Below are 18,537 nucleotides of genomic sequence, written 5' to 3' on the forward strand. Positions count from 1 at the left end.
CTTTAGCACACCCTCCATGCCCTATTTTTTAAGAAGAAACTAATAAATATCTTGTAGCCCACTCACTGTCGGTGATAAAATGGTAATTGGAGTTACTATGGTAAATGTTTTGCCAGGAAAAGAGAGAATTGCATACAGCCACCTTAACAGGATCGATGGTATAAAGGACATATATCATGTTTTTGGAGAATATGACTTTGTAGTGATAATTGAAGTTGATGATCTTGGACACCTCAACAGTATTGTTGATGATATACGCGAAACAGACAATGTGACTGCTACTCAGACAATTGTCGGCGCAGAACTAAAATGATCTTAAAACAAATTTATATTTTTCACGTTATTTATTTATCTTATTACTTTGATGTTCTTAGCAACATTAAAAGGATGATAACCTTATGGTAAACCCCATTGCAGAACAACTTGCTAAAAGTCAAAAATCGATTAGTGTCGCCGAATTCTTTGAGAAGAATAGGCAGATACTGGGTTTTGATTCCGCACCTCGCAGCCTTATAACAACTGTCAAAGAGGCTGTAGATAACTCTCTTGATGCCTGTGAAGAATCAGAGATCCTGCCAGACATCCTCCTGCACATAGAACGTGCCGGCAAGGACAACGTTGTTATCATTGTCGAAGATAATGGGCCTGGCATAGTAAAGGAACAGATCCCCAAGGTATTTGCAAAACTACTTTACGGTTCAAGGTTCCATGCACTAAAGCAAAGCCGTGGACAGCAGGGTATAGGGATATCTGCATCAGTACTCTATGCACAACTGACATCCGGTCATCCGACAAAGATCATTTCCAAGATCGATCCAGGTGAACCGGCACACAATTACGAACTGATGATAAACACCAGTACTAATGAACCTGAGATCCTGAAGGATTGCATTGTGGACTGGGACCGTCCCCACGGGACGCGTGTAGAACTGGAGATGGAAGCTTCCTATGTCAAAGGCAGGCGACAGTCGATATATGAATATCTGAAAGCTACCGCGATCGTGAATCCTCATGCCAGGATCACATTAGTGGAGCCTGACGGGAATGAGGAGATATTCGAGAGGGCAACGGATAAGATGCCGGTTCCTGCAAACGAGATTCTTCCACATCCTCATGGTATCGAACTGGGTACCCTGATGAAAATGCTTCGGTACACCGAACGCCAGAAACTGTCTCCCTTTTTACGCTATTCTTTCTGCAAGATCGGGCACCTGACCGCAGAAGAGATGTGCAAGGCTTCCGGTCTTGATCCTGACCTGGACCCACACGAACTCAACAGGGATCAGGCAAGAAAATTGCTGGATGCGTTCTCCAAGGTAAAGATAATGGCTCCACCGACGGACTGTCTTTCTCCTATCGGTGGGGAACTCATCTATAAAGGACTTGAAAAGGAGTTCAGTGTGGATTTCATAGCTACGACAACCCGCTCACCTTCTGTTTTCTCAGGGAATCCCTTCGTTGTGGAGGTGGGTATTGCGTACGGCGGTGAGCTTCACAAAGATGACCGCATCGACATAATGCGCTTTGCCAACAGGGTCCCTCTGCTTTACCAGCAGGGAGGCTGTGTGACAACACATGCTATTGAGTCCATCAAATGGAAACAGTACGGACTCAACCAGCCAGGTGGCGGGATTCCAAGTGGTCCTGCTGTGATCCTGATTCACGTGGCCTCTACCAATGTTCCTTTCACTTCTGAATCAAAGGATGCCATTGCAGAGATCCCTCAGATAAAGGATGAGATTGAGCTGGCGATAAAAGAGGTATCAAGAAAGCTCAGTCGTTACCTGAGCAAGCAGGATTCGCTGAAAAAACGCCGTGAGAAAGAGATTATCATTAAAAAAGTACTTCCAAAAATGGCCCAGAAGCTTGCTGTCACTCTGGGTAAGGATGTACCTGATATAAATCCTGTTGTTGCAAAGGTAATGGGTAATCTGCTAGTAGACAGGATAGTTGAGAGTAACGGCAATGGCGATGCTAATATTGTGCTACGCGTTAAGAATTATTCATCAAAGAAGTATGAGTTCAATATTCATGATATGCTGCCTTTCAAAGTTGAGAATGCGGTTCCTGAACCTAAGGTGATACCTATGGGTAATGATTATGATCATGTATGGAAAATGAGTATCTCTGCCGGTTCATCCAAAGTCATAAAATATTATGTATCTACCCTTGGCGAGAATGAAATATCCCGTCTGCCTTCACTGATAGTGGAAGGGCTTGATGAGGAACTTGTAACAGGTGCAAAGGCAATTAAGGGGTGAGACAAATGGCAGGAAAATTATCACAACAGAAAAAAGAGCATGACGGTATCGCAAAGAACCGTCTTCTGGGAATGGCTGAGAAATTTTACAATCAGTTTCTGGAAGGTGCTGTTCCGTCTGTCAATCTACCGACCCGTACTAAGAAGAACATCGAATACTGTGATGAAAGTGATGTGTGGGTATATGGTGACCGGGAAACTGAAAGAAGTGCAAAGACTGTAAAAGGGGCTTTTCAACTTTTAAAGACAACACATGTCGTAGACTTCATTGTTAAAAATCACCTCGGGCAAAACCGCGGATCGACCCTGAGGGAGTTGTACTATATCTCTGAGAACTGGGATATCGCCAAATTCCGCGAACAGCCCGAAAGTGACAGGCTTATTGAGGACCTGGAGATCATTTCGGGCCTGCAGAGAGAATACTTCCATATGCGCCCGGAAGAAGACGGTGCTACCATGTTCGGTCCTATTAAGATACGTGAGGAAACGAATCGTGGTGACAGGGTAATACACTGCCAGGAGGATATCGGCGAGAGTGGTTATCAGATTCCCTTCAATGTCGAGAACATTGAGTTCCTTGATCATGATGCAGATTTTATCATAGCCGTTGAGACTGGTGGTATGTACGCGCGGCTGATTGAGAACGGTTTTGACGAAAAGTTCAATGCAATACTGGTCCACCTTAAAGGTCAGCCTGCAAGGTCCACAAGGCGTCTGATCAAGCGTATGAACGATGAGCTGAATATACCTGTAACAGTGTTCACTGATGGTGATCCATGGTCATATCGTATATTTGCATCAGTTGCCTACGGTGCCATAAAAAGTGCCCACCTCTCGGAGCACATGGCAACACCGGGTGCTCACTTTGTAGGGGTTCAGCCATCTGACATCGTAGAATATGAACTTTCCACTGACAAGCTGACAGACAAGGATGTAAGCGCCCTTAGAAGTGAACTTACTGATCCGAGGTTTGAAAGTGAATACTGGAAGGAGCAGATCAACCTTCAGCTTGATATTAACAAAAAAGCTGAACAGCAGGCTTTTGCAGGAAAGGGTCTTGACTTTGTGACGGAAACATACCTGCCAGACCGCCTTACAGAACTTGGAGTTATCTGAAAACTCCTACCCCGGGTTGTTAGACTCCTTTTCCGGGATTAAAATATCTGCATATGGCAGTCTCTGAAACTGCCATTCCTTTTGTTTTTGGGAACTTGCATACCTTCTTATCCTGAAAAGAACACTTCCCGCAGCAGTAAATATGCTGTCGGAGTTTGTCCTGTATTGCTTTTTCCTTGATGAGATCTTCCCCGAAACCTTTGCAGTACTTGATATCCCTTTGGCTACACTTCATGGCACGGGCAAGGAGTGTGCTGATCGCAGGTGGTTTCCATTCTGTGTATACTCTGTTCACGGCAAGCTTTTGAGGCAGTACTCCTGTTTTCCTGCCTGTTGATGTTCCTGTTATTCTGAGTATTTCGTCCTGCAGCTTCTTTGCTTTATCATGGTCGGGGTCATGTATGATTGCCTTTTTTACAAAATTGAGTGCGGCTTCATATTTACCCAGCGACCTTAGGGCCAGGCTTTTGTTGTATAATACGGAGGCAGGTTTTGACTGATTTTTGAGAGTTAGTATTCTGTCATAGCACCTGACAGCTTCTTCGAACTCTCCCTTTTTGTGATGTAACATGCCTTTATTGTTTAATGCCACGACATCATAAGGGTCAAGTTCAAGGGCAAGGGTAAAAAAGTGCATTTTTCGTTCGGGGTCTGTCTCTTTTATTCCCTGGAGTGTCCATTTTTTTGAAATCATTTTCTCTTCTCTACTCATTGCTGCCTTTATTCCTGATTATTATTTTATCTTTTTTGCTGGCTCCGGCTGAAAGTCTTTATATATTAATAATGGAACTCTGTCCTATGTCCCTGAATGAGGCTATCTTCCTCTACATTTCCGAGATAACGGGTTATCAGCCGGGAACTAGACACAGAATTCAAAAAGGAAAACATCGAAATACCATTCCCGGCACACACTATGATTAATGGGAGGCAGGTCCATAATTCCTGCTTTATTTCGGTATTTTTATCGGTATTTACGTTATGTCTTTCAATGAGGGAACATAGATGATAATCAAGGAATGGGTAGAGCCTTAATGAGATCTGATTATTACACAACTCTGGGCACATCGGCGAATGCTTCTGCAACCGAGATCAAAAAACGATATCGTGACCTTATGGTAAAATATCATCCGGACAGAAATCATAGTCCGGAAGCTGAAGAGAGGTCCAAAAAGATAAACGAGGCATATAGTGTGCTTTCAGATCCGGTGAAGCGAGCTGAGTACGATCGCAGGTTATCCGCGCCCATCTGGTATACGCAACAACAGAAAACTTATGGGAATGATGACCAGCGGACCTATACTTACAGGACTTACACATACCGGACCTATCACTCTACTTCAGGCGGCAGAAGTCAGCAGCACAGGAATATTAATCCGTTAAGCAAGATTGTCAGCTTTTTCCTGAAGGCAGTGATAATTATAATAATCCTGTGGATTGTGCTGCATTTTGCAATCCTCACCATCGGGGTGGTCCTGACATTGCTTGTCTTCTACTTGCTATGGATATTCCTGATGGAGATATTGTATCTCCTGTATGGAAGGAAATGATCAGTCTGTGGAATCGGCTACCCAGTGAAGGTAGTCAGGATCTCCTTCCATCTTTCGTGAAACGATGGCCGGAAGATCATAACTGTGTAATGATCGTATGGTTTTCCTGATCTCTTCAAAATTCCGGGATGTGCTTTTTATGGAAAGTGATATTTCGTTGTCTTCCTCTATCTTTTCTTCCCACCTGTATACCGAAATCACAGGATAAATGTTGATGCAGGCTGCGAGTCTTTTTTCCACGAGGGTATGTGCTATCCTCTTTGCTTCTTCCACATTTGCTGTTGTCGTATGTATCTCAATGAACATGTCATTCACCGTTAATAATCTCAATATGGGTTTTCATATACATTAAAGAGAGATATACACTTTTAATATTAATCCGTACTTATGAATGATGTAGTGCTGTTTTGAATAGACCCTGTTCTGAATGGATTTTTTAAGGAATCTCCAATTGAAAGTGTAAATATATAAAGTATATATTCAAGTATATTCATTGTTAAATATCTGATTTACTGTTCACGGTCCAATGTTTGGCGTTTATTATTTGCTATTACAAACATCAAACATGTTGCGGTATATATTTTCAAACAAAGGTATTGTATGTGATCCTTATTTGTCTGTTTTCTCAGGGAGGTATGCTCAATTCATACGTCGCATACATCGATTTTCAGTTCACGACCAATGTAATACAAAAATGTTAACATATCATAAAATTAAGCCGGAGTATGCTTTTTTCGTACTGTAAAATAGATATTTATATTTTGAAATCCTCCTATATTATGGTGTGGGAATGAATATGCTCTATAATCTGAGGGAATGGATATGTGATTGTGATAGATTCCTGTTTCTTGCTGAGGTCCACTATCATAATGAAGCTGTTGTTCCGTCAAAACATAAGTTCGATCATGTTCTCAGCGGGGAAATACTTGAGGACTTGTTATCCAGAACGAGTATAGAATGTGACAGTGATTCTTATCATATCAGCTTTGATCACTGCATCTCCCCGGATGAGTTTTCTCTTCTAAAGCAGACGCTTGATGATATCAGGTTTGAGAACTGGACTAAGATAAAGGTTGAGAATGTCATCCTGTCACAGGAGATACTTCGCAAACTGGCAAAAGCGCTTGATGAGGACATCATGAAAACATATGAACTAAAAGGCTTTCCTTCACTATACAGCGTCTGCGGCATCAGGTATGTTTAAAACCGGGTCTTATGCATACCTTTTCTGATATGCCTTGAAGAGGTACCATCATCTTCATATTCGTTGAGTTTGACTACCTCGCAAATGCTCCGGATATCATCATCTATGTCAAAATCAACATCTTTCCTCTGGAATACCAGGAAATGCACTTTTCTTGCCTTAAAGTATCCGAGCAGGCTTTCTTTGGTCTCGCCTTCCCTGTAATATTTCTCATTGAATATCCGGTTCAGGGTATCGGTACCAATCAGGAAACAGCATCCAAGGAATAATGTCGCCTTCCCTTCAAAAAGAGGGGTATTTGTAAGATATACATCTCCCATGAACTCTTCTGACATGTACTCCTCAAGAGAATGGAGTCTGTACTTCAGGGAAATAAAGTCAATGGGTGTTTTATCTACATTAGCAAGTGATATCTCCAGACAGACTGGAAATCCGCACTTTTTGAATGCCGTCCTTGCAATCTCAGCATGTTTTTTATGGAAGGGATTGAACGAACCCGCAAATATCATCCCGGGGTGTGAAGTATTATTCCCTGGCAGATTGCTGATTCCTAATGATATCTTTTCTGCTTCTTCCTGCAAAAGTGTATTGACCAGCAGATAACCTATATCAGGACTGACCTCTGCAATCTTGTTCGTAATATAACCGAATTCCGGGATCATAAGAAGTGACCGAATACCGTTTGACTCTATTTTGCAAAGCTGGGCTATCCTGTAGATGATCAATAAAGAAACAATATCTTCTTCTTCCTCTCTGCTTCTATTTTCCAGAAGGGTCAGACAGGTTGCCGTTGTTTGTAAAAAGGACTGGGAAGCAATATGAACTTCATGTTTCCTTCCATATCTTTCATCCTCTCCTCTGAGAAGTTTACAACTCACTCCTATTCCTATGATATTGCCGGTGTTAGTACTCCCCTCCTTGTTGCATAGTTTCAGGGCGCGCTCAAATGAGGCCATTGCCATTTCTCTTGCAGTTTCCTCCGAGCAGTAACTGTCAGGTTCTCTGCCAATGAGATATTTAAGTGCATTTTTTCCATAAGGTACCAGAGCTTCAAGCAATGTAGCCGAACCTTTGCCGTGCCTGAGTAATTCAAAGATAGCTCCGCTGCCTCCTCCGGTCACAGAAAGTACTATTCTGTATTTGGATGCATGTATCTGCTGTATGACCTTGAGAAGTTCTTCTGCAATCCTGGTATCCATATCTAAATTAGCACCTACTGAGTTCAAAACATTTTCAATCTACCGACACGTTTTTAACTAAGTCTTTTACACTTTGAACCGGCATTTATCTTTTGATTTTGTTATGATTTATGATTTTAATACTATGATAGAAAGTATTCTAACTTTTGCATTTATCGGTCAAATGAAAATCTATATGTAATATAAAGACCAGCATATAATATTATTGAGTATAATGCTGTCTCGCTATAATTTTGGGTGCAGAACTATTCAAATATGAGCTACATGTGTAATATTTAATGACTTATTAATTAGGGAATTGAGATTATGGTACAGATACTTGTGGTTGAAGACAACCCTGTGAATATGGAATTGACAGTTGACCTTCTCGAATCATACGGCTATGCTGTCGTGCAGGCCGAGGATGGCTTTGTTGCCCTTCAAAAGCTACAGGATGAGGATATAGATCTGATCCTCCTGGATATTCAACTTCCCAAGATAGACGGTCTTGAACTGCTCGCCAGGATAAAGAGTGACGACTCCACCAGGGATATACCTGTCATAGCACTCACAGCCCATTCCATGCGTGGAGATGACGAACGTTTTATATCGGCTGGCTGTATTGATTATGTTTCAAAGCCAATAGATATCAAAGGTTTCAGGGAGAAACTGCACTTCTATCTGGGCAATCTCAACTAATTACATATCCAAACCTGCCTATAAATAACAGGTAAGCTATATTTGAAATATTATCAAGATATTATATTATCGGCTGTCAGTTCAAAGGTCTCTTCAACACCGTTCACGTTTACTGTATATATGCCTTTCTCAAGACCATACACGTCAAGATCGATCGTCTGTTCGAACGGCACGAGAGCTTGGGTGCAGATAGCATCTCTGGGGCGTATCGTTCTGAGATTTACGTTGAAAGTATTTCCATCCCTTTCAATTGTTGTATTGTCTTCGTCTATTTCCGTGCAGCCATCTGGATGATATCCAGTTGCGACAGCTCTTACCTGTACCGGAAAAGACTCGAGGACCATTACTTCAACTTCTTCGACACCAGCATCGTCATAGGTGTAATCATTACTGCTGTTGTTGATGTTGTTTCCCCCTGTGCCACCATTTGCCGTTTCTTCCGTGCATCCGAGTGAAAATGTTGCTATGGTCACTATGACTATGGTGATCAGGACCATTAAACCCATAACTGTACCTCCACTGTTATTCATAGGCCTCCCTCTTCATACTTATCAGATAGAACATGTCACCTTTGTATAAATTTCTTGCTTAAGCTACAAATTGAGTTGAAGTCTTCAGTCTGATACCTTCAGTTGAGAACAGGTTTCTGGTTTTTGCAATCAGGCATTTTCTTATGTGAATGACTTGAGCTTTTCCACGTACTTGCTTGTTTCCTCTTTAACCCTCTCTTCCGACATCTTGCTTGCTCCGAATACAATATGCGACGGCAGTACTTCAAGTCCTGTGAACTCAAGTGTACAGTGTGTGATATATCTAAGCAGTTCATGGATATCTCCGTGCTGACCCTCCCTGGAGTACCAGGATTGCTCAGCCCCCGTGCTGGTCACGATCATCGCTCTTTTTCCTTTGAGCAGGCCGGTATCATAGGCATTCTGTGTTGCAGGGTTAAATGCAAATCCGGGAGCAAATATCCTGTCTATCCATCCTTTCATGATGGCAGGCATGCTTGTGAAGTATATGGGGAACTGGAAGACCAGGAGATCGGCCCATTTTACTTTATTCATTTCTACCATGATATCAGGTGCAAAAGTGTCGTTTTTGCTGGCGTTCATCTGTTCCATAAAAGGATTAAAAACATCTGTTCTCTTAGGCTGCATAAAGTCCGTCCTGTCAAGGACCGGCTTAAAGCCCATTGCATAAAGATCTGAAAGTCTTACACTGTGGCCCTCTTTCTCAAGAGAAGCTATGGCTGCCTCTTTCAAAGTGGAATTAAAGGATCTTGGTTCCTGATGCGCAAAGACATATAATATATTCATAATAACCCCCATTTATTTTCTGAATTAGTCTTATATATCTATTTGGGCACAATGGGTGAATCCGGCAGACGCTTATCCCTGCAGGAAATGATTCAAAAAAGTTTTTTCTGAATTAGTTTTTCTGTATTAATGTCTGTTTCATCAACAGAAGCATTTCAACAGTCTCACCGACTCTGTAACTCTGGATATCTTCACGGTCCGGAATTTTTATTTTGGAATGAGATGTAGGCCGATCCTCCGATTTCATACGTTCAAGTATCATGAGGATCTCATCGATATCAATACCATTGGAAGCTAATTTTGTTCTCTTTTCGGTGATGGTATGCAGAAGATTGTTCATGTCTTTGAAATCCTTGTTGCTTATATCAAAGTACAGGGAAATGTTTTCCTCGGATGTAGGCGGGAAGATGAGCCGAAGTATGTCTATAAGGAGATTCTCTATGAGTTCTTTTGAAAGTAAGAACGTACTGATGAACAGCCCAAGTCTGAAGGTTGAGTTGATTTCAGTTTTCAAGCTGTTGTAGTGCTCTTCATCCATGTCAATATGCAGAATCTCCCTTGTGTCAGTTGTCTTGAACGAATCCTGGTTAGAATATATAGGATTTATCCTGACAAATTTTTCAAGATCGAAAGAGAACTCATCTATACGTGCAGATGTATGTCTGAGAATCTCCATCTGTTCTTTCAGTTTTCTGGAGGTCACTTCATCTGTATAGTTCCTTGGTCCGCTCTCAAGATAAGAACCGTGTATGTAGTCCTGGATTGTATATGTATACTCGTTTATTTCTGAGCGTTTGTTGGTGCTGAAAAGGTTTTGGAACCTTTTAGATGTGTCCGGGCTAAGGTTACGGATTACTGCCAGTGATAGTTTATACCACTTTGTGTATGCTGAAATAAAACGACTTCGATTCCTGGCATACTCCTTTGAGTTCCAGGCGTAGTTTTGCTCAAGTATATTCAGAAGCTCATTACCTTTATTCAGCAGCTCATGAACTTCTTGTTTCGTGATTCTGGCTGGATGGTCTTCCATAATCTCTCTTTAATATATATATATATAAATTTATATTATATATTCATGTTCGTATTTCATGAGTAAATCCCTAAGGTTTTATCCTATGATGTTTTAATTTCCAAGACTTGTTTTGAGGAGTGATATTCATAGAAATATTATGGCTGGACCAATCAGATGTAAAGAGTGTTCTTGACATGCCTTTAGCGTTATTTGCAGTGGAATCGGGCTTTAGGGAACATGGACTCAAGAAGGTTCAAATGCCTCCGAAATCTTATCTTTACTTTAAGGAGCATAATGGAGACCTTCGCACGATGCCCTCTTTTATGGAAGGGAAGGATATTGCAGGCGTTAAGATAGTCAATGTGCACCCTGATAACAGGGAAAAGGGACTTCCTACTGTCATGGCTGTGGTCGTACTCAATTCCACCGAGACCGGAGCGCCTCTGGCAGTGATGGATGGTAGTTACCTGACAGATATGCGAACCGGTGCTGCAGGCGGGGTTGCAGCAAAGTATCTGGCTCGTCCGGATTCAAAGGTGGTTGGGATGGTGGGTCTGGGGGACCAGGCACACACTCAGTTACTTGCCCTTTCAGAAGTTATGGATATTGAGGAAGTGAAGATCACATGCAGGAAATCCGGAAGATGTATTGCATTTGAAAAGAAGATGCATCCTGTCGTAAATTGCGATATTACCAGCAAGGACAGCATTAAGGAAGTATGTGATTGCGATATCCTTGTCACAACCACGCCGGTTAGAAGCCCGATCATAGATTCCGAATGGGTGCAGGAAGGCACGCATATCAACGCTATAGGTGCCGATGCTTCCGGAAAGCAGGAACTGGGACCATCCTTGCTCAAAAAGTCAAAGGTAGTCGTGGATGACATCGTTCAGGCATCCCATTCGGGTGAGGTGAACGTGCCTATATCCACCGGTGTCTTTTACGAAGCCGATATATATGCCGAGCTTGGGGAGGTGGTCGCAGGTATAAAACCCGGAAGGGAATCCGATGAGGAGGTCACCATATTTGACTCTACAGGCCTTGCTATACAGGATCTCGTGACTGCCGACATGGTTTATGAGAAATCTCTGGAAAAAGGTATTGGAGAGAAGCTTGGATTGTTTTAAAAGAAATACAAAAGATAAACTACAAGAACAGTAAAAGGTAAACTTAATATATTTATTATCGCGAAAATATCTAATAACTCCTTATATATTTAATAAAAATCAATTTGGATGGCCTTTCTGGTCAAATCTGCAACAGGAATGCATGGTCTTATCCTCTGTTCATGTTCAATTTTTTTTTTAAACAGATTTATATAAACATTTAATAAGCATGAATGCATATATGAGGGCAGAGAATTTTCTTAAGAAAAATGAAACAAGAGAATTGAAATAAATATTTCTTTGACTGAGTTTGAGGGAATGAACGAGTATACATTTTGAACATTAATGGCATATTTTTTAATAATTTTGTTAGGGAGACGTAGTAGATATGGTAGAAAAACAGGGCTATGATGCAAGCAACATTCAGGTTCTTGAGGGACTTGAAGCTGTCCGCAAGAGACCCAGTATGTATATAGGTAGTATCGATGGCAGGGGCCTGCATCACCTGGTATATGAAGTTGTTGATAATAGTATTGATGAGGCGCTGGCAGGATACTGTTCCGAAATCGATGTGACAATAAATCCTGAAGGCACTATTACAGTGCAGGATAATGGTCGTGGTATTCCTGTGGAGATGCACTCCAAGTACAAAAAATCTGCACTTGAGGTGGTTATGACAATCCTCCATGCTGGCGGGAAGTTTGATAAAGATACCTACAAGGTTTCCGGAGGCCTTCATGGTGTGGGTGTTTCTGTCGTCAACGCACTTTCTGAATGGCTGGAGGTTGAGATCAAACGTGATGGAAAGACCTACTTCCAGCGGTATGAACGTGGTAAGCCGATGGATGATGTGATCGAGATCGGTGAAACGGATGGTACCGGTACAAAAGTTACATTCATGCCGGACCCAATGATATTCGAAACCACTAAATTCGTTTATGAGACACTAGTGATAAGGCTTCGTGAACTTGCATTCCTTAACAAAGGTATCACAATAACTATTTCCGACTTGCGGATGGGTGAATCACAGCAGGAAACCTTCCATTATGACGGGGGGATAAAGTCTTTTGTGGAATACCTGAACCATAATCGTAATGCACTACATGATTCACCGATTTACTTCGAGCGTGAGAAGGAAGGTACTGCAGTCGAGATATCGATGCAGTATACCGACAACTATGCTGAATATGTATATTCTTTTGCAAACAACATCAACACGCATGAAGGTGGCACTCACCTGGTTGGTTTCAAGGCTGCCCTGACAAGGGTTGCAAACGATTATATAAGAAAGAACAAAATGTCAAAGGGTGATGATAAACTTTCAGGCGAGGACATACGTGAAGGTCTTACAGCCATTATAAGTGTCAAGCTGACAGAGCCTCAGTTCGAGGGACAGACCAAGACTAAGCTCGGGAACAGCGAGGTCAAGGGAATTGTGGAATCCATGGTTTCGGAAGGTCTTTCCGAGTATCTTGAAGAGAATCCTAAGGTTGCCACGGCTATTCTCCAGAAGGCACTGGATGCACAGCGTGCAAGAGAAGCTGCAAAGAAGGCCAGAGAACTTACAAGGCGAAAGAGTGCTCTTGATGTGAGCACACTGCCGGGAAAGCTTGCAGATTGTTCTGAGAAGGATCCTTCCTTATGTGAAGTATACCTCGTGGAAGGTGATTCTGCAGGTGGCTCTGCAAAGCAGGGACGTTATCGTAAGTACCAGGCAATCTTGCCTTTCAGGGGTAAGATCATCAATGTTGAAAAGGCACGTCTTGCAAAGGTGCTGAAGAATAATGAGATCCTTTCCCTTATCACGGCCATGGGGACTGGCATAGGTGATGACTACAATCTCGATAAGGCACGCTATCATAAAGTCATAATCATGACCGATGCCGATGTAGACGGAGCGCATATACGTACGCTCATTCTTACTTTCTTCTTCAGGCACATGAAGCCCCTGATAGATGCGGGATTCGTGTACATAGCCCAGCCGCCCCTTTATCGTATAAGCAAAGGCAAGGCTGAGTATTACATATATTCCGACAGGGAACTGAATGCCAAACTAAAGGAGATAGGAGAAAAGAATGTTGGTATCCAGCGTTACAAGGGTCTTGGAGAGATGAACCCCGAACAACTATGGGAGACTACTATGAATCCTGAAACACGCACTCTTTTGCAGGTTACGATGGAGGATGCCATTGCTGCGGATGAGATGTTCTCCGTACTCATGGGAGATGACGTTGCCCCACGTAAGAATTTCATCACTGCACATGCAAGGGATGTCGCGAATCTGGATGTGTGAGGTGAACAAAAATGACAGATAATATAGATAATGAAAATACTCAGGATGAGGGTTCACCGGACAAAACGGAAGATGAAATTGGTTTTGACATCCAGCCCACAGAAACAGGCGAAAAGATAGTTCCCATTCTCATTGAAGATGAGATGCAGAAATCATTCATGGACTATGCAATGAGTGTCATTGTGAGCCGTGCCTTGCCTGATGCGAGGGACGGCCTGAAGCCTGTACACCGCAGGATACTTTATGCAATGAAGGAAGCTGGAATCACTCATGACAAGGCTTACAAGAAGTCTGCTCGTGTAGTGGGAGATGTTCTCGGTAAATATCACCCACATGGTGATACTGCAGTCTATGAATCACTTGTGAGAATGGTGCAGGAATTCTCCCTGCGTTATCCGCTCATTGACGGTCAGGGTAACTTCGGTTCTATTGATGGTGATTCTGCTGCTGCCATGCGTTACACCGAAGCACGCATGGATAAGATCACAGATGAGATGCTTATAGATATCGATAAAGAAACAGTTTCCACCAGGCCCAATTATGACGGTTCGCTGGAAGAACCGACTGTGCTTCCGGCAAAATTGCCAAACCTGCTCATTAACGGTTCAACAGGTATAGCAGTCGGTATGGCGACCAATATGGCCCCTCATAATCTGACCGAGGTTATTGACGCCACACTAATGCTCATTGATAATCCCGATGCTACGGTTTCTGAACTCATGCAGTTCATCAAGGGCCCTGATTTCCCTACAGGTGCTACTATACTTGGAACACAGGGCATCAGGGAAGCCTATGAAACAGGGCGGGGACGGGTACAGCTTAGAGCCGTGGCAGAGATCGAGGAGATCAAAAAGGACAAGTATGCCATAATTGTTACTGAGATTCCCTACCAGGTCAACAAGTCCAGACTCATTGAGAATATTGCTTTGCTTGTTCGGGAGAAGAAGATAATAGGCGTCTCTGACCTGCGTGATGAATCTGATCGTGATGGTATACGTATAATGGTTGAGCTCACCCGCAGCACAAATCCCAATGTTGTGCTCAACCAGCTCTACAAACATACTCAGATGCAGACAACCTTTGGTATCATCAACCTTGCTCTGGTGGATGATATTCCACGAGAGCTGGGTCTGAAGGAAATATTACAGATATATCTCGAACACCGTATAGATATTATCCAGAAACGTACTCAGTACCAGCTTAACAAAGCTGAGGAAAGAGCACACATCCTGAGGGGCCTGAAGATTGCCCTGGATCACCTGGATGCAGTGATATCTCTGATCAGGTCCTCAAATGATGTGGAAACTGCACGTAACGGACTTATCGAGCAATTCGGTCTTGACTTAGTACAGGCAAAAGCCATCCTTGACATGCGCCTGCAGAAACTTACAGGTCTTGAAAGGCAGAAGGTTGAGGACGAGTACAACGGACTTATCAAACTGATCGCAGAATTGGAGAAGATTCTTGCAAGCGATGAAATCAAGTATTCGATCATCGTATCCGAGCTTAATGACCTGAAGGAACGTTTCGGGGACAAAAGAAGAACTCAGATCAACGGAACCCATGAAGAGATGGAGGACGAGGACCTTATACCTGACGAGGATGTGGTTGTGACCATTACCAATAGTGGCTACATAAAACGTCTTCTTGTAGAAACATACTCCCAACAGCACAGGGGCGGTAAGGGTATCATAGGTATGGATATGAAGGACGAGGACTTCGTGACGGATATATTTGTGGCATCAACACATAATTATATCCTGTTTTTCACTAACAAGGGAAGGGTGCACTGGCAGAAGGTGTACGGAATACCCGAAGGCAGCAGACAGTCCCGTGGTAAGGCAATCGTAAATCTTCTAGAACTGGGCGAGGGTGAGTTAGTTACTGCGATGATACCTGTGAGCAAATTTGTAGAGGATAACTATCTTTTCATGGCAACCCGTATGGGTGTTGTTAAGAAGAGCCAGCTCTCTGATTTCAGTAATCCCAGAAAAGGTGGTATTATCGCACTGAAACTGGATGAGGATGATGCACTGCTTAATGTTGCACTGACAGACGGTTCAAAGGAAATCGTGCTTGTTTCAAGACACGGCAAGGCGATCAGGTTCTCTGAGAAAGATGTACGCCCGATGGGCCGGGGTGCACATGGTGTCCGGGGAATGAAGCTAGAGTCCGGCGATTCTGTGGTCAGTCTGGACATTGTAGACGGGACAGCAACGCTTCTCACGGTAACGGAGAACGGATTTGGTAAGAGGACCGAGTTTGGAGAATACCGGACCATGCGCAGGGGTGGTCGGGGAGTCATTACTATAGTGACCAGTATGCGTAACGGCCCGGTCATGAATGTCAAGTCTGTAAAAGATGATGATGAAATCATGCTGACCAGTTCGGAAGGTATAATTATCCGTATACCCGTTAAGGACATACGCATTCAGGGCCGCAATACCCAGGGGGTCAAGATCATGAATGTGCGTCCCGGTGACAAAGTTGTCGGAGTAGCAAGGATAAGGATAGACGAAGACTGATGTAAATGCTTTTAAGCATTAACCATATTTAATAGTCTATAAATCAGAAAGCAATTCAAAACAATTATCAAAATAATTATCAGGATGATATAATGGAACTTGAAAAATTAAGACATGGTACCGAGCTTATAAAGCGCGGCTTTGCAAAGATGCAGAAAGGCGGTGTAATAATGGATGTTACAACACCGGAGCAGGCCCGCATAGCAGAAGAAGCAGGTGCTGTTGCAGTTATGGCTTTACAGGCAGTACCGGCAGATATCAGGAAAGAAGGCGGCGTTGCAAGGATGGCAGACCCCCAAATGGTCGCTGAGATCATTGAAACCGTGACCATTCCAGTTATGGCAAAGGCCCGTATCGGCCACTTTGTAGAGGCCGAGATCCTGCAGGCTCTCGGAGCTGACATGGTTGATGAGTCCGAAGTACTCACACCTGCAGACAACAAGTACCATATTGACAAGACAGGGTTCACAGTTCCTTTTGTCTGTGGTGCAAGGAACCTTGGTGAGGCACTTCGCAGGATCAATGAAGGTGCTGCTATGATCCGTACAAAAGGAGAAGCAGGAACAGGTGATGTGAGTGAGGCAGTGAAGCATATGAAGCAGATCCACGGAGAGGTACGTGCACTTAAAGGCATGACCAAAGAGGAAATCATTGCTGTAGCTCGTACCATTGAAGCTCCGATAGAACTTGTAATTGAAACTGCAGAAATGCAGCGTATCCCTGTTGTCAACTTCGCAGCAGGCGGTGTTGCAACACCGGCGGATGCAGCACTTATGATGCGCCTGGGTGCAGACGGTGTTTTCGTCGGTTCGGGCATATTCAAAGCAGAGAACCCTGAAAAGATGGCAAAAGCTATCGTTGAGGCTGTAAACAACTACGATAATCCCGAAGTGCTTGCTAAGATATCAAGGGGTATTGGCTCAGGCATGAAAGGTATCAGCGTTGATACTATTCCTGAAGAACAGGTTTTACAGAACCGTGGATGGTAATCCCATCCCTTATCCTTTTTTAAATAAGGGATCTTATGCGAATTGGTGTAATTGCCATTCAGGGTGATGTTTCCGAACACGTGGACGCTCTTGAAAGAGCACTGGTAGAACGTGGTGAAGAGGCTGAGATCATCACTATCAAACATAAAGGCATCGTTCCGGAATGTGACGGGCTTATTCTCCCGGGCGGGGAGAGTACTACGCTTGGAAAACTGCTGATACGTGAGGGTATCGCAGATGAGGTCCTGGAAATGAAGGATGCCGGTAAACCCATAATGGGCACCTGTGCAGGTCTTATTCTGCTTGCAAAAGAGGGTGATGAACAGGTGGCAAGAACACATCAGCATCTTCTTGGTCTTATGGATACAAAGGTCAATAGAAATGCTTTCGGAAGACAGCGCGATTCTTTCGAGACGGAACTTGAACTTCCGTTTCTGGACACTCCGTACAATGCCGTATTCATCAGGGCACCGGGAATTGTGGATTCCGGAAAGGATGTCACTGTTCTGGCAAAGATCGATAGCATGATCGTGGCCGCCGAACAGGGTAATATCCTGGTACTTGCTTTTCATCCGGAGCTCACGTATGACACAAGGGTGCATCAGTACTTCCTTGATAAGATATTCTGATATCATTTTCAATTTATTTTGATTATCAGTTATTTTGCTTCTTTCCTAATTTTTATTTATATGGTCAACATTGATGAAAAAGTTTAAACTTCATTGGTGTGTAGATTATTTGTATCCTTTATTTTTACATGCAGAGGTGATATCAATGGTCAAATTGACAGATGAGATGAAAGAAGAATTTGCAAAGATGAAGATATTCCCGTTCGCAACCGCTTCAAACGACGGCGTACCAAACGTTATCCCTATAGGTATGTGTATCCTTCAGGAAGATGCTGAAACGATCTGGATCGTTGACAATTTCTTCCTCAAGACAATGGAGAACCTCAGGGCAAACCCGAAGGGTGCCATCTATATCTGGGGACCTGAAATAAACGGGTGCTTCCAGATAAAAGGCGACATTAAAATCGTTGACCGTGGTGAAGAATATGACGAGATGCGGAAGATGGTAAAAGCAAAAAGTGACCGCTTTCCTGCAAGATATCTTGTGAAGATGAAGATCACGGATGTATTTGAATGCAAAAGCGGACCTGATGCGGGGAAGAAGTTACTCTGATTCCGGATAAACTTCCATTTACTTATTTCTTTATTTTCTTTATTAATTAATTATCTTGGTTGTAGTATTATTTCAGACTATATAGATTACAGGCTTTGGGAGTATGTCCT

18 protein-coding genes are annotated in these 18,537 nt (G+C 43.0%); 12 read left to right on the forward strand and 6 right to left on the reverse strand.

The window, feature by feature from the left end; genetic code table 11:
• Nucleotides 1–97 precede the first annotated feature (97 nt).
• The 3 genes from CUN85_RS10495 (at nt 98) to CUN85_RS10505 (ending at nt 3,376) form a co-directional block, all read left to right on the forward strand.
• Entirely contained in the window at nt 98–313 is a 216-nt protein-coding gene (locus CUN85_RS10495) for an Lrp/AsnC ligand binding domain-containing protein (RefSeq protein ID WP_235856297.1), read from the forward strand.
• 85 nt (nt 314–398) lie between these two features.
• Nucleotides 399–2,261 carry a DNA topoisomerase VI subunit B gene (locus CUN85_RS10500; protein ID WP_135390275.1) on the forward strand — a complete coding sequence of 621 codons (1,863 nt, stop codon included), beginning with the start codon at nt 399–401 and terminating at the stop codon, nt 2,259–2,261.
• Nucleotides 2,262–2,266: 5 nt separating this feature from the next.
• Nucleotides 2,267–3,376, forward strand: coding sequence for a DNA topoisomerase IV subunit A (locus tag CUN85_RS10505; protein ID WP_135390276.1), 1,110 nt, complete (start codon nt 2,267–2,269; stop codon nt 3,374–3,376).
• Nucleotides 3,377–3,395: 19 nt separating this feature from the next.
• Here CUN85_RS10505 and CUN85_RS10510 read toward each other — a convergent pair whose 3' ends face one another.
• Nucleotides 3,396–4,070: a tetratricopeptide repeat protein gene (locus CUN85_RS10510; protein WP_167848859.1), complete on the reverse strand. Its 675-nt coding sequence runs from the start codon at nt 4,068–4,070 to the stop codon at nt 3,396–3,398.
• Between the two features lie 337 nt (nt 4,071–4,407).
• Here CUN85_RS10510 and CUN85_RS10515 point away from each other — a divergent pair, with 337 nt between their 5' ends.
• Entirely contained in the window at nt 4,408–4,923 is a 516-nt protein-coding gene (locus tag CUN85_RS10515; protein WP_135390278.1) for a J domain-containing protein, read from the forward strand.
• On the opposite strand, the gene cutA is transcribed toward CUN85_RS10515, so the two are convergent.
• The gene (cutA, locus tag CUN85_RS10520) at nt 4,924–5,253 is read right to left on the reverse strand and encodes a divalent-cation tolerance protein CutA (RefSeq protein WP_235856298.1); all 330 of its coding nucleotides are present in this window, start codon (nt 5,251–5,253) and stop codon (nt 4,924–4,926) included.
• 454 nt (nt 5,254–5,707) lie between these two features.
• Here cutA and CUN85_RS10525 point away from each other — a divergent pair, with 454 nt between their 5' ends.
• A complete protein-coding gene (locus CUN85_RS10525; protein ID WP_135390280.1) occupies nt 5,708–6,127 on the forward strand; it encodes a hypothetical protein in 420 nt (139 codons plus the stop codon).
• On the opposite strand, the gene CUN85_RS10530 is transcribed toward CUN85_RS10525, so the two are convergent.
• The gene (locus CUN85_RS10530; RefSeq protein ID WP_135390281.1) at nt 6,124–7,326 is read right to left on the reverse strand and encodes a hypothetical protein; all 1,203 of its coding nucleotides are present in this window, start codon (nt 7,324–7,326) and stop codon (nt 6,124–6,126) included. The two genes, CUN85_RS10525 and CUN85_RS10530, sit on opposite strands and share 4 nt — an antisense overlap.
• Nucleotides 7,327–7,632: 306 nt before the next feature.
• Between CUN85_RS10530 and CUN85_RS10535 the strand changes: the two genes are divergently transcribed.
• Complete coding sequence (locus CUN85_RS10535) at nt 7,633–8,004, forward strand: response regulator (RefSeq protein ID WP_135390282.1); 372 nt, start codon at nt 7,633–7,635, stop codon at nt 8,002–8,004.
• 53 nt (nt 8,005–8,057) lie between these two features.
• Here the strand turns inward: CUN85_RS10535 and CUN85_RS10540 are convergent, their stop codons facing one another.
• The 3 genes from CUN85_RS10540 to CUN85_RS10550 all read right to left on the reverse strand — a co-directional run bounded on the left by CUN85_RS10540 (nt 8,058) and on the right by CUN85_RS10550 (nt 10,350).
• Nucleotides 8,058–8,534: a hypothetical protein gene (locus tag CUN85_RS10540; RefSeq protein WP_135390283.1), complete on the reverse strand. Its 477-nt coding sequence runs from the start codon at nt 8,532–8,534 to the stop codon at nt 8,058–8,060.
• A 141-nt stretch (nt 8,535–8,675) separates the two neighbouring features.
• Entirely contained in the window at nt 8,676–9,320 is a 645-nt protein-coding gene (locus tag CUN85_RS10545; protein ID WP_135390284.1) for an NAD(P)H-dependent oxidoreductase, read from the reverse strand.
• A 112-nt stretch (nt 9,321–9,432) separates the two neighbouring features.
• The gene (locus tag CUN85_RS10550) at nt 9,433–10,350 is read right to left on the reverse strand and encodes a hypothetical protein (protein WP_135390285.1); all 918 of its coding nucleotides are present in this window, start codon (nt 10,348–10,350) and stop codon (nt 9,433–9,435) included.
• Nucleotides 10,351–10,469: 119 nt separating this feature from the next.
• On the opposite strand from CUN85_RS10550, the gene ala reads away from it, so the two are divergent.
• The 6 genes from ala to CUN85_RS10580 all read left to right on the forward strand — a co-directional run bounded on the left by ala (nt 10,470) and on the right by CUN85_RS10580 (nt 18,427).
• Nucleotides 10,470–11,459, forward strand: a complete 990-nt coding sequence (ala, locus tag CUN85_RS10555) for an alanine dehydrogenase (protein WP_328591269.1) — start codon at nt 10,470–10,472, stop codon at nt 11,457–11,459.
• Between the two features lie 367 nt (nt 11,460–11,826).
• Nucleotides 11,827–13,731 (forward strand): DNA topoisomerase (ATP-hydrolyzing) subunit B, encoded by a 1,905-nt coding sequence (gyrB, locus tag CUN85_RS10560; protein ID WP_135390286.1) that lies wholly within the window; start codon nt 11,827–11,829, stop codon nt 13,729–13,731.
• 11 nt (nt 13,732–13,742) lie between these two features.
• The gene (gene gyrA / locus CUN85_RS10565) at nt 13,743–16,256 is read left to right on the forward strand and encodes a DNA gyrase subunit A (protein WP_135390287.1); all 2,514 of its coding nucleotides are present in this window, start codon (nt 13,743–13,745) and stop codon (nt 16,254–16,256) included.
• 92 nt (nt 16,257–16,348) lie between these two features.
• Nucleotides 16,349–17,245, forward strand: a complete 897-nt coding sequence (gene pdxS, locus CUN85_RS10570; RefSeq protein WP_135390288.1) for a pyridoxal 5'-phosphate synthase lyase subunit PdxS — start codon at nt 16,349–16,351, stop codon at nt 17,243–17,245.
• 35 nt (nt 17,246–17,280) lie between these two features.
• Nucleotides 17,281–17,874 (forward strand): pyridoxal 5'-phosphate synthase glutaminase subunit PdxT, encoded by a 594-nt coding sequence (gene pdxT, locus CUN85_RS10575; protein ID WP_135390289.1) that lies wholly within the window; start codon nt 17,281–17,283, stop codon nt 17,872–17,874.
• Between the two features lie 145 nt (nt 17,875–18,019).
• Nucleotides 18,020–18,427: a pyridoxamine 5'-phosphate oxidase family protein gene (locus CUN85_RS10580; protein WP_135390290.1), complete on the forward strand. Its 408-nt coding sequence runs from the start codon at nt 18,020–18,022 to the stop codon at nt 18,425–18,427.
• The last annotated feature ends 110 nt before the right edge of the window (nt 18,428–18,537 follow it).

Origin of the sequence: Methanolobus halotolerans, from assembly GCF_004745425.1 — an archaeon.
GTDB lineage: Archaea > Halobacteriota > Methanosarcinia > Methanosarcinales > Methanosarcinaceae > Methanolobus > Methanolobus halotolerans.

What these genes read in the sequence shown, in the direction of transcription:
- CUN85_RS10495 (WP_235856297.1), top strand. Translation starts at nt 98, where the DNA reads ATGGTAAATGTTTTGCCAGGAAAAGAGAGAATTGCATACAGCCACCTT.
- CUN85_RS10500 (WP_135390275.1), top strand. Translation starts at nt 399, where the DNA reads ATGGTAAACCCCATTGCAGAACAACTTGCTAAAAGTCAAAAATCGATT.
- CUN85_RS10505 (WP_135390276.1), top strand. Translation starts at nt 2,267, where the DNA reads ATGGCAGGAAAATTATCACAACAGAAAAAAGAGCATGACGGTATCGCA.
- CUN85_RS10510 (WP_167848859.1), bottom strand. Translation starts at nt 4,070, where the DNA reads ATGATTTCAAAAAAATGGACACTCCAGGGAATAAAAGAGACAGACCCC.
- CUN85_RS10515 (WP_135390278.1), top strand. Translation starts at nt 4,408, where the DNA reads ATGAGATCTGATTATTACACAACTCTGGGCACATCGGCGAATGCTTCT.
- CUN85_RS10530 (WP_135390281.1), bottom strand. Translation starts at nt 7,326, where the DNA reads ATGGATACCAGGATTGCAGAAGAACTTCTCAAGGTCATACAGCAGATA.
- CUN85_RS10535 (WP_135390282.1), top strand. Translation starts at nt 7,633, where the DNA reads ATGGTACAGATACTTGTGGTTGAAGACAACCCTGTGAATATGGAATTG.
- CUN85_RS10540 (WP_135390283.1), bottom strand. Translation starts at nt 8,534, where the DNA reads ATGAATAACAGTGGAGGTACAGTTATGGGTTTAATGGTCCTGATCACC.
- CUN85_RS10545 (WP_135390284.1), bottom strand. Translation starts at nt 9,320, where the DNA reads ATGAATATATTATATGTCTTTGCGCATCAGGAACCAAGATCCTTTAAT.
- CUN85_RS10550 (WP_135390285.1), bottom strand. Translation starts at nt 10,350, where the DNA reads ATGGAAGACCATCCAGCCAGAATCACGAAACAAGAAGTTCATGAGCTG.
- gyrB (WP_135390286.1), top strand. Translation starts at nt 11,827, where the DNA reads ATGGTAGAAAAACAGGGCTATGATGCAAGCAACATTCAGGTTCTTGAG.
- gyrA (WP_135390287.1), top strand. Translation starts at nt 13,743, where the DNA reads ATGACAGATAATATAGATAATGAAAATACTCAGGATGAGGGTTCACCG.
- pdxS (WP_135390288.1), top strand. Translation starts at nt 16,349, where the DNA reads ATGGAACTTGAAAAATTAAGACATGGTACCGAGCTTATAAAGCGCGGC.
- pdxT (WP_135390289.1), top strand. Translation starts at nt 17,281, where the DNA reads ATGCGAATTGGTGTAATTGCCATTCAGGGTGATGTTTCCGAACACGTG.
- CUN85_RS10580 (WP_135390290.1), top strand. Translation starts at nt 18,020, where the DNA reads ATGGTCAAATTGACAGATGAGATGAAAGAAGAATTTGCAAAGATGAAG.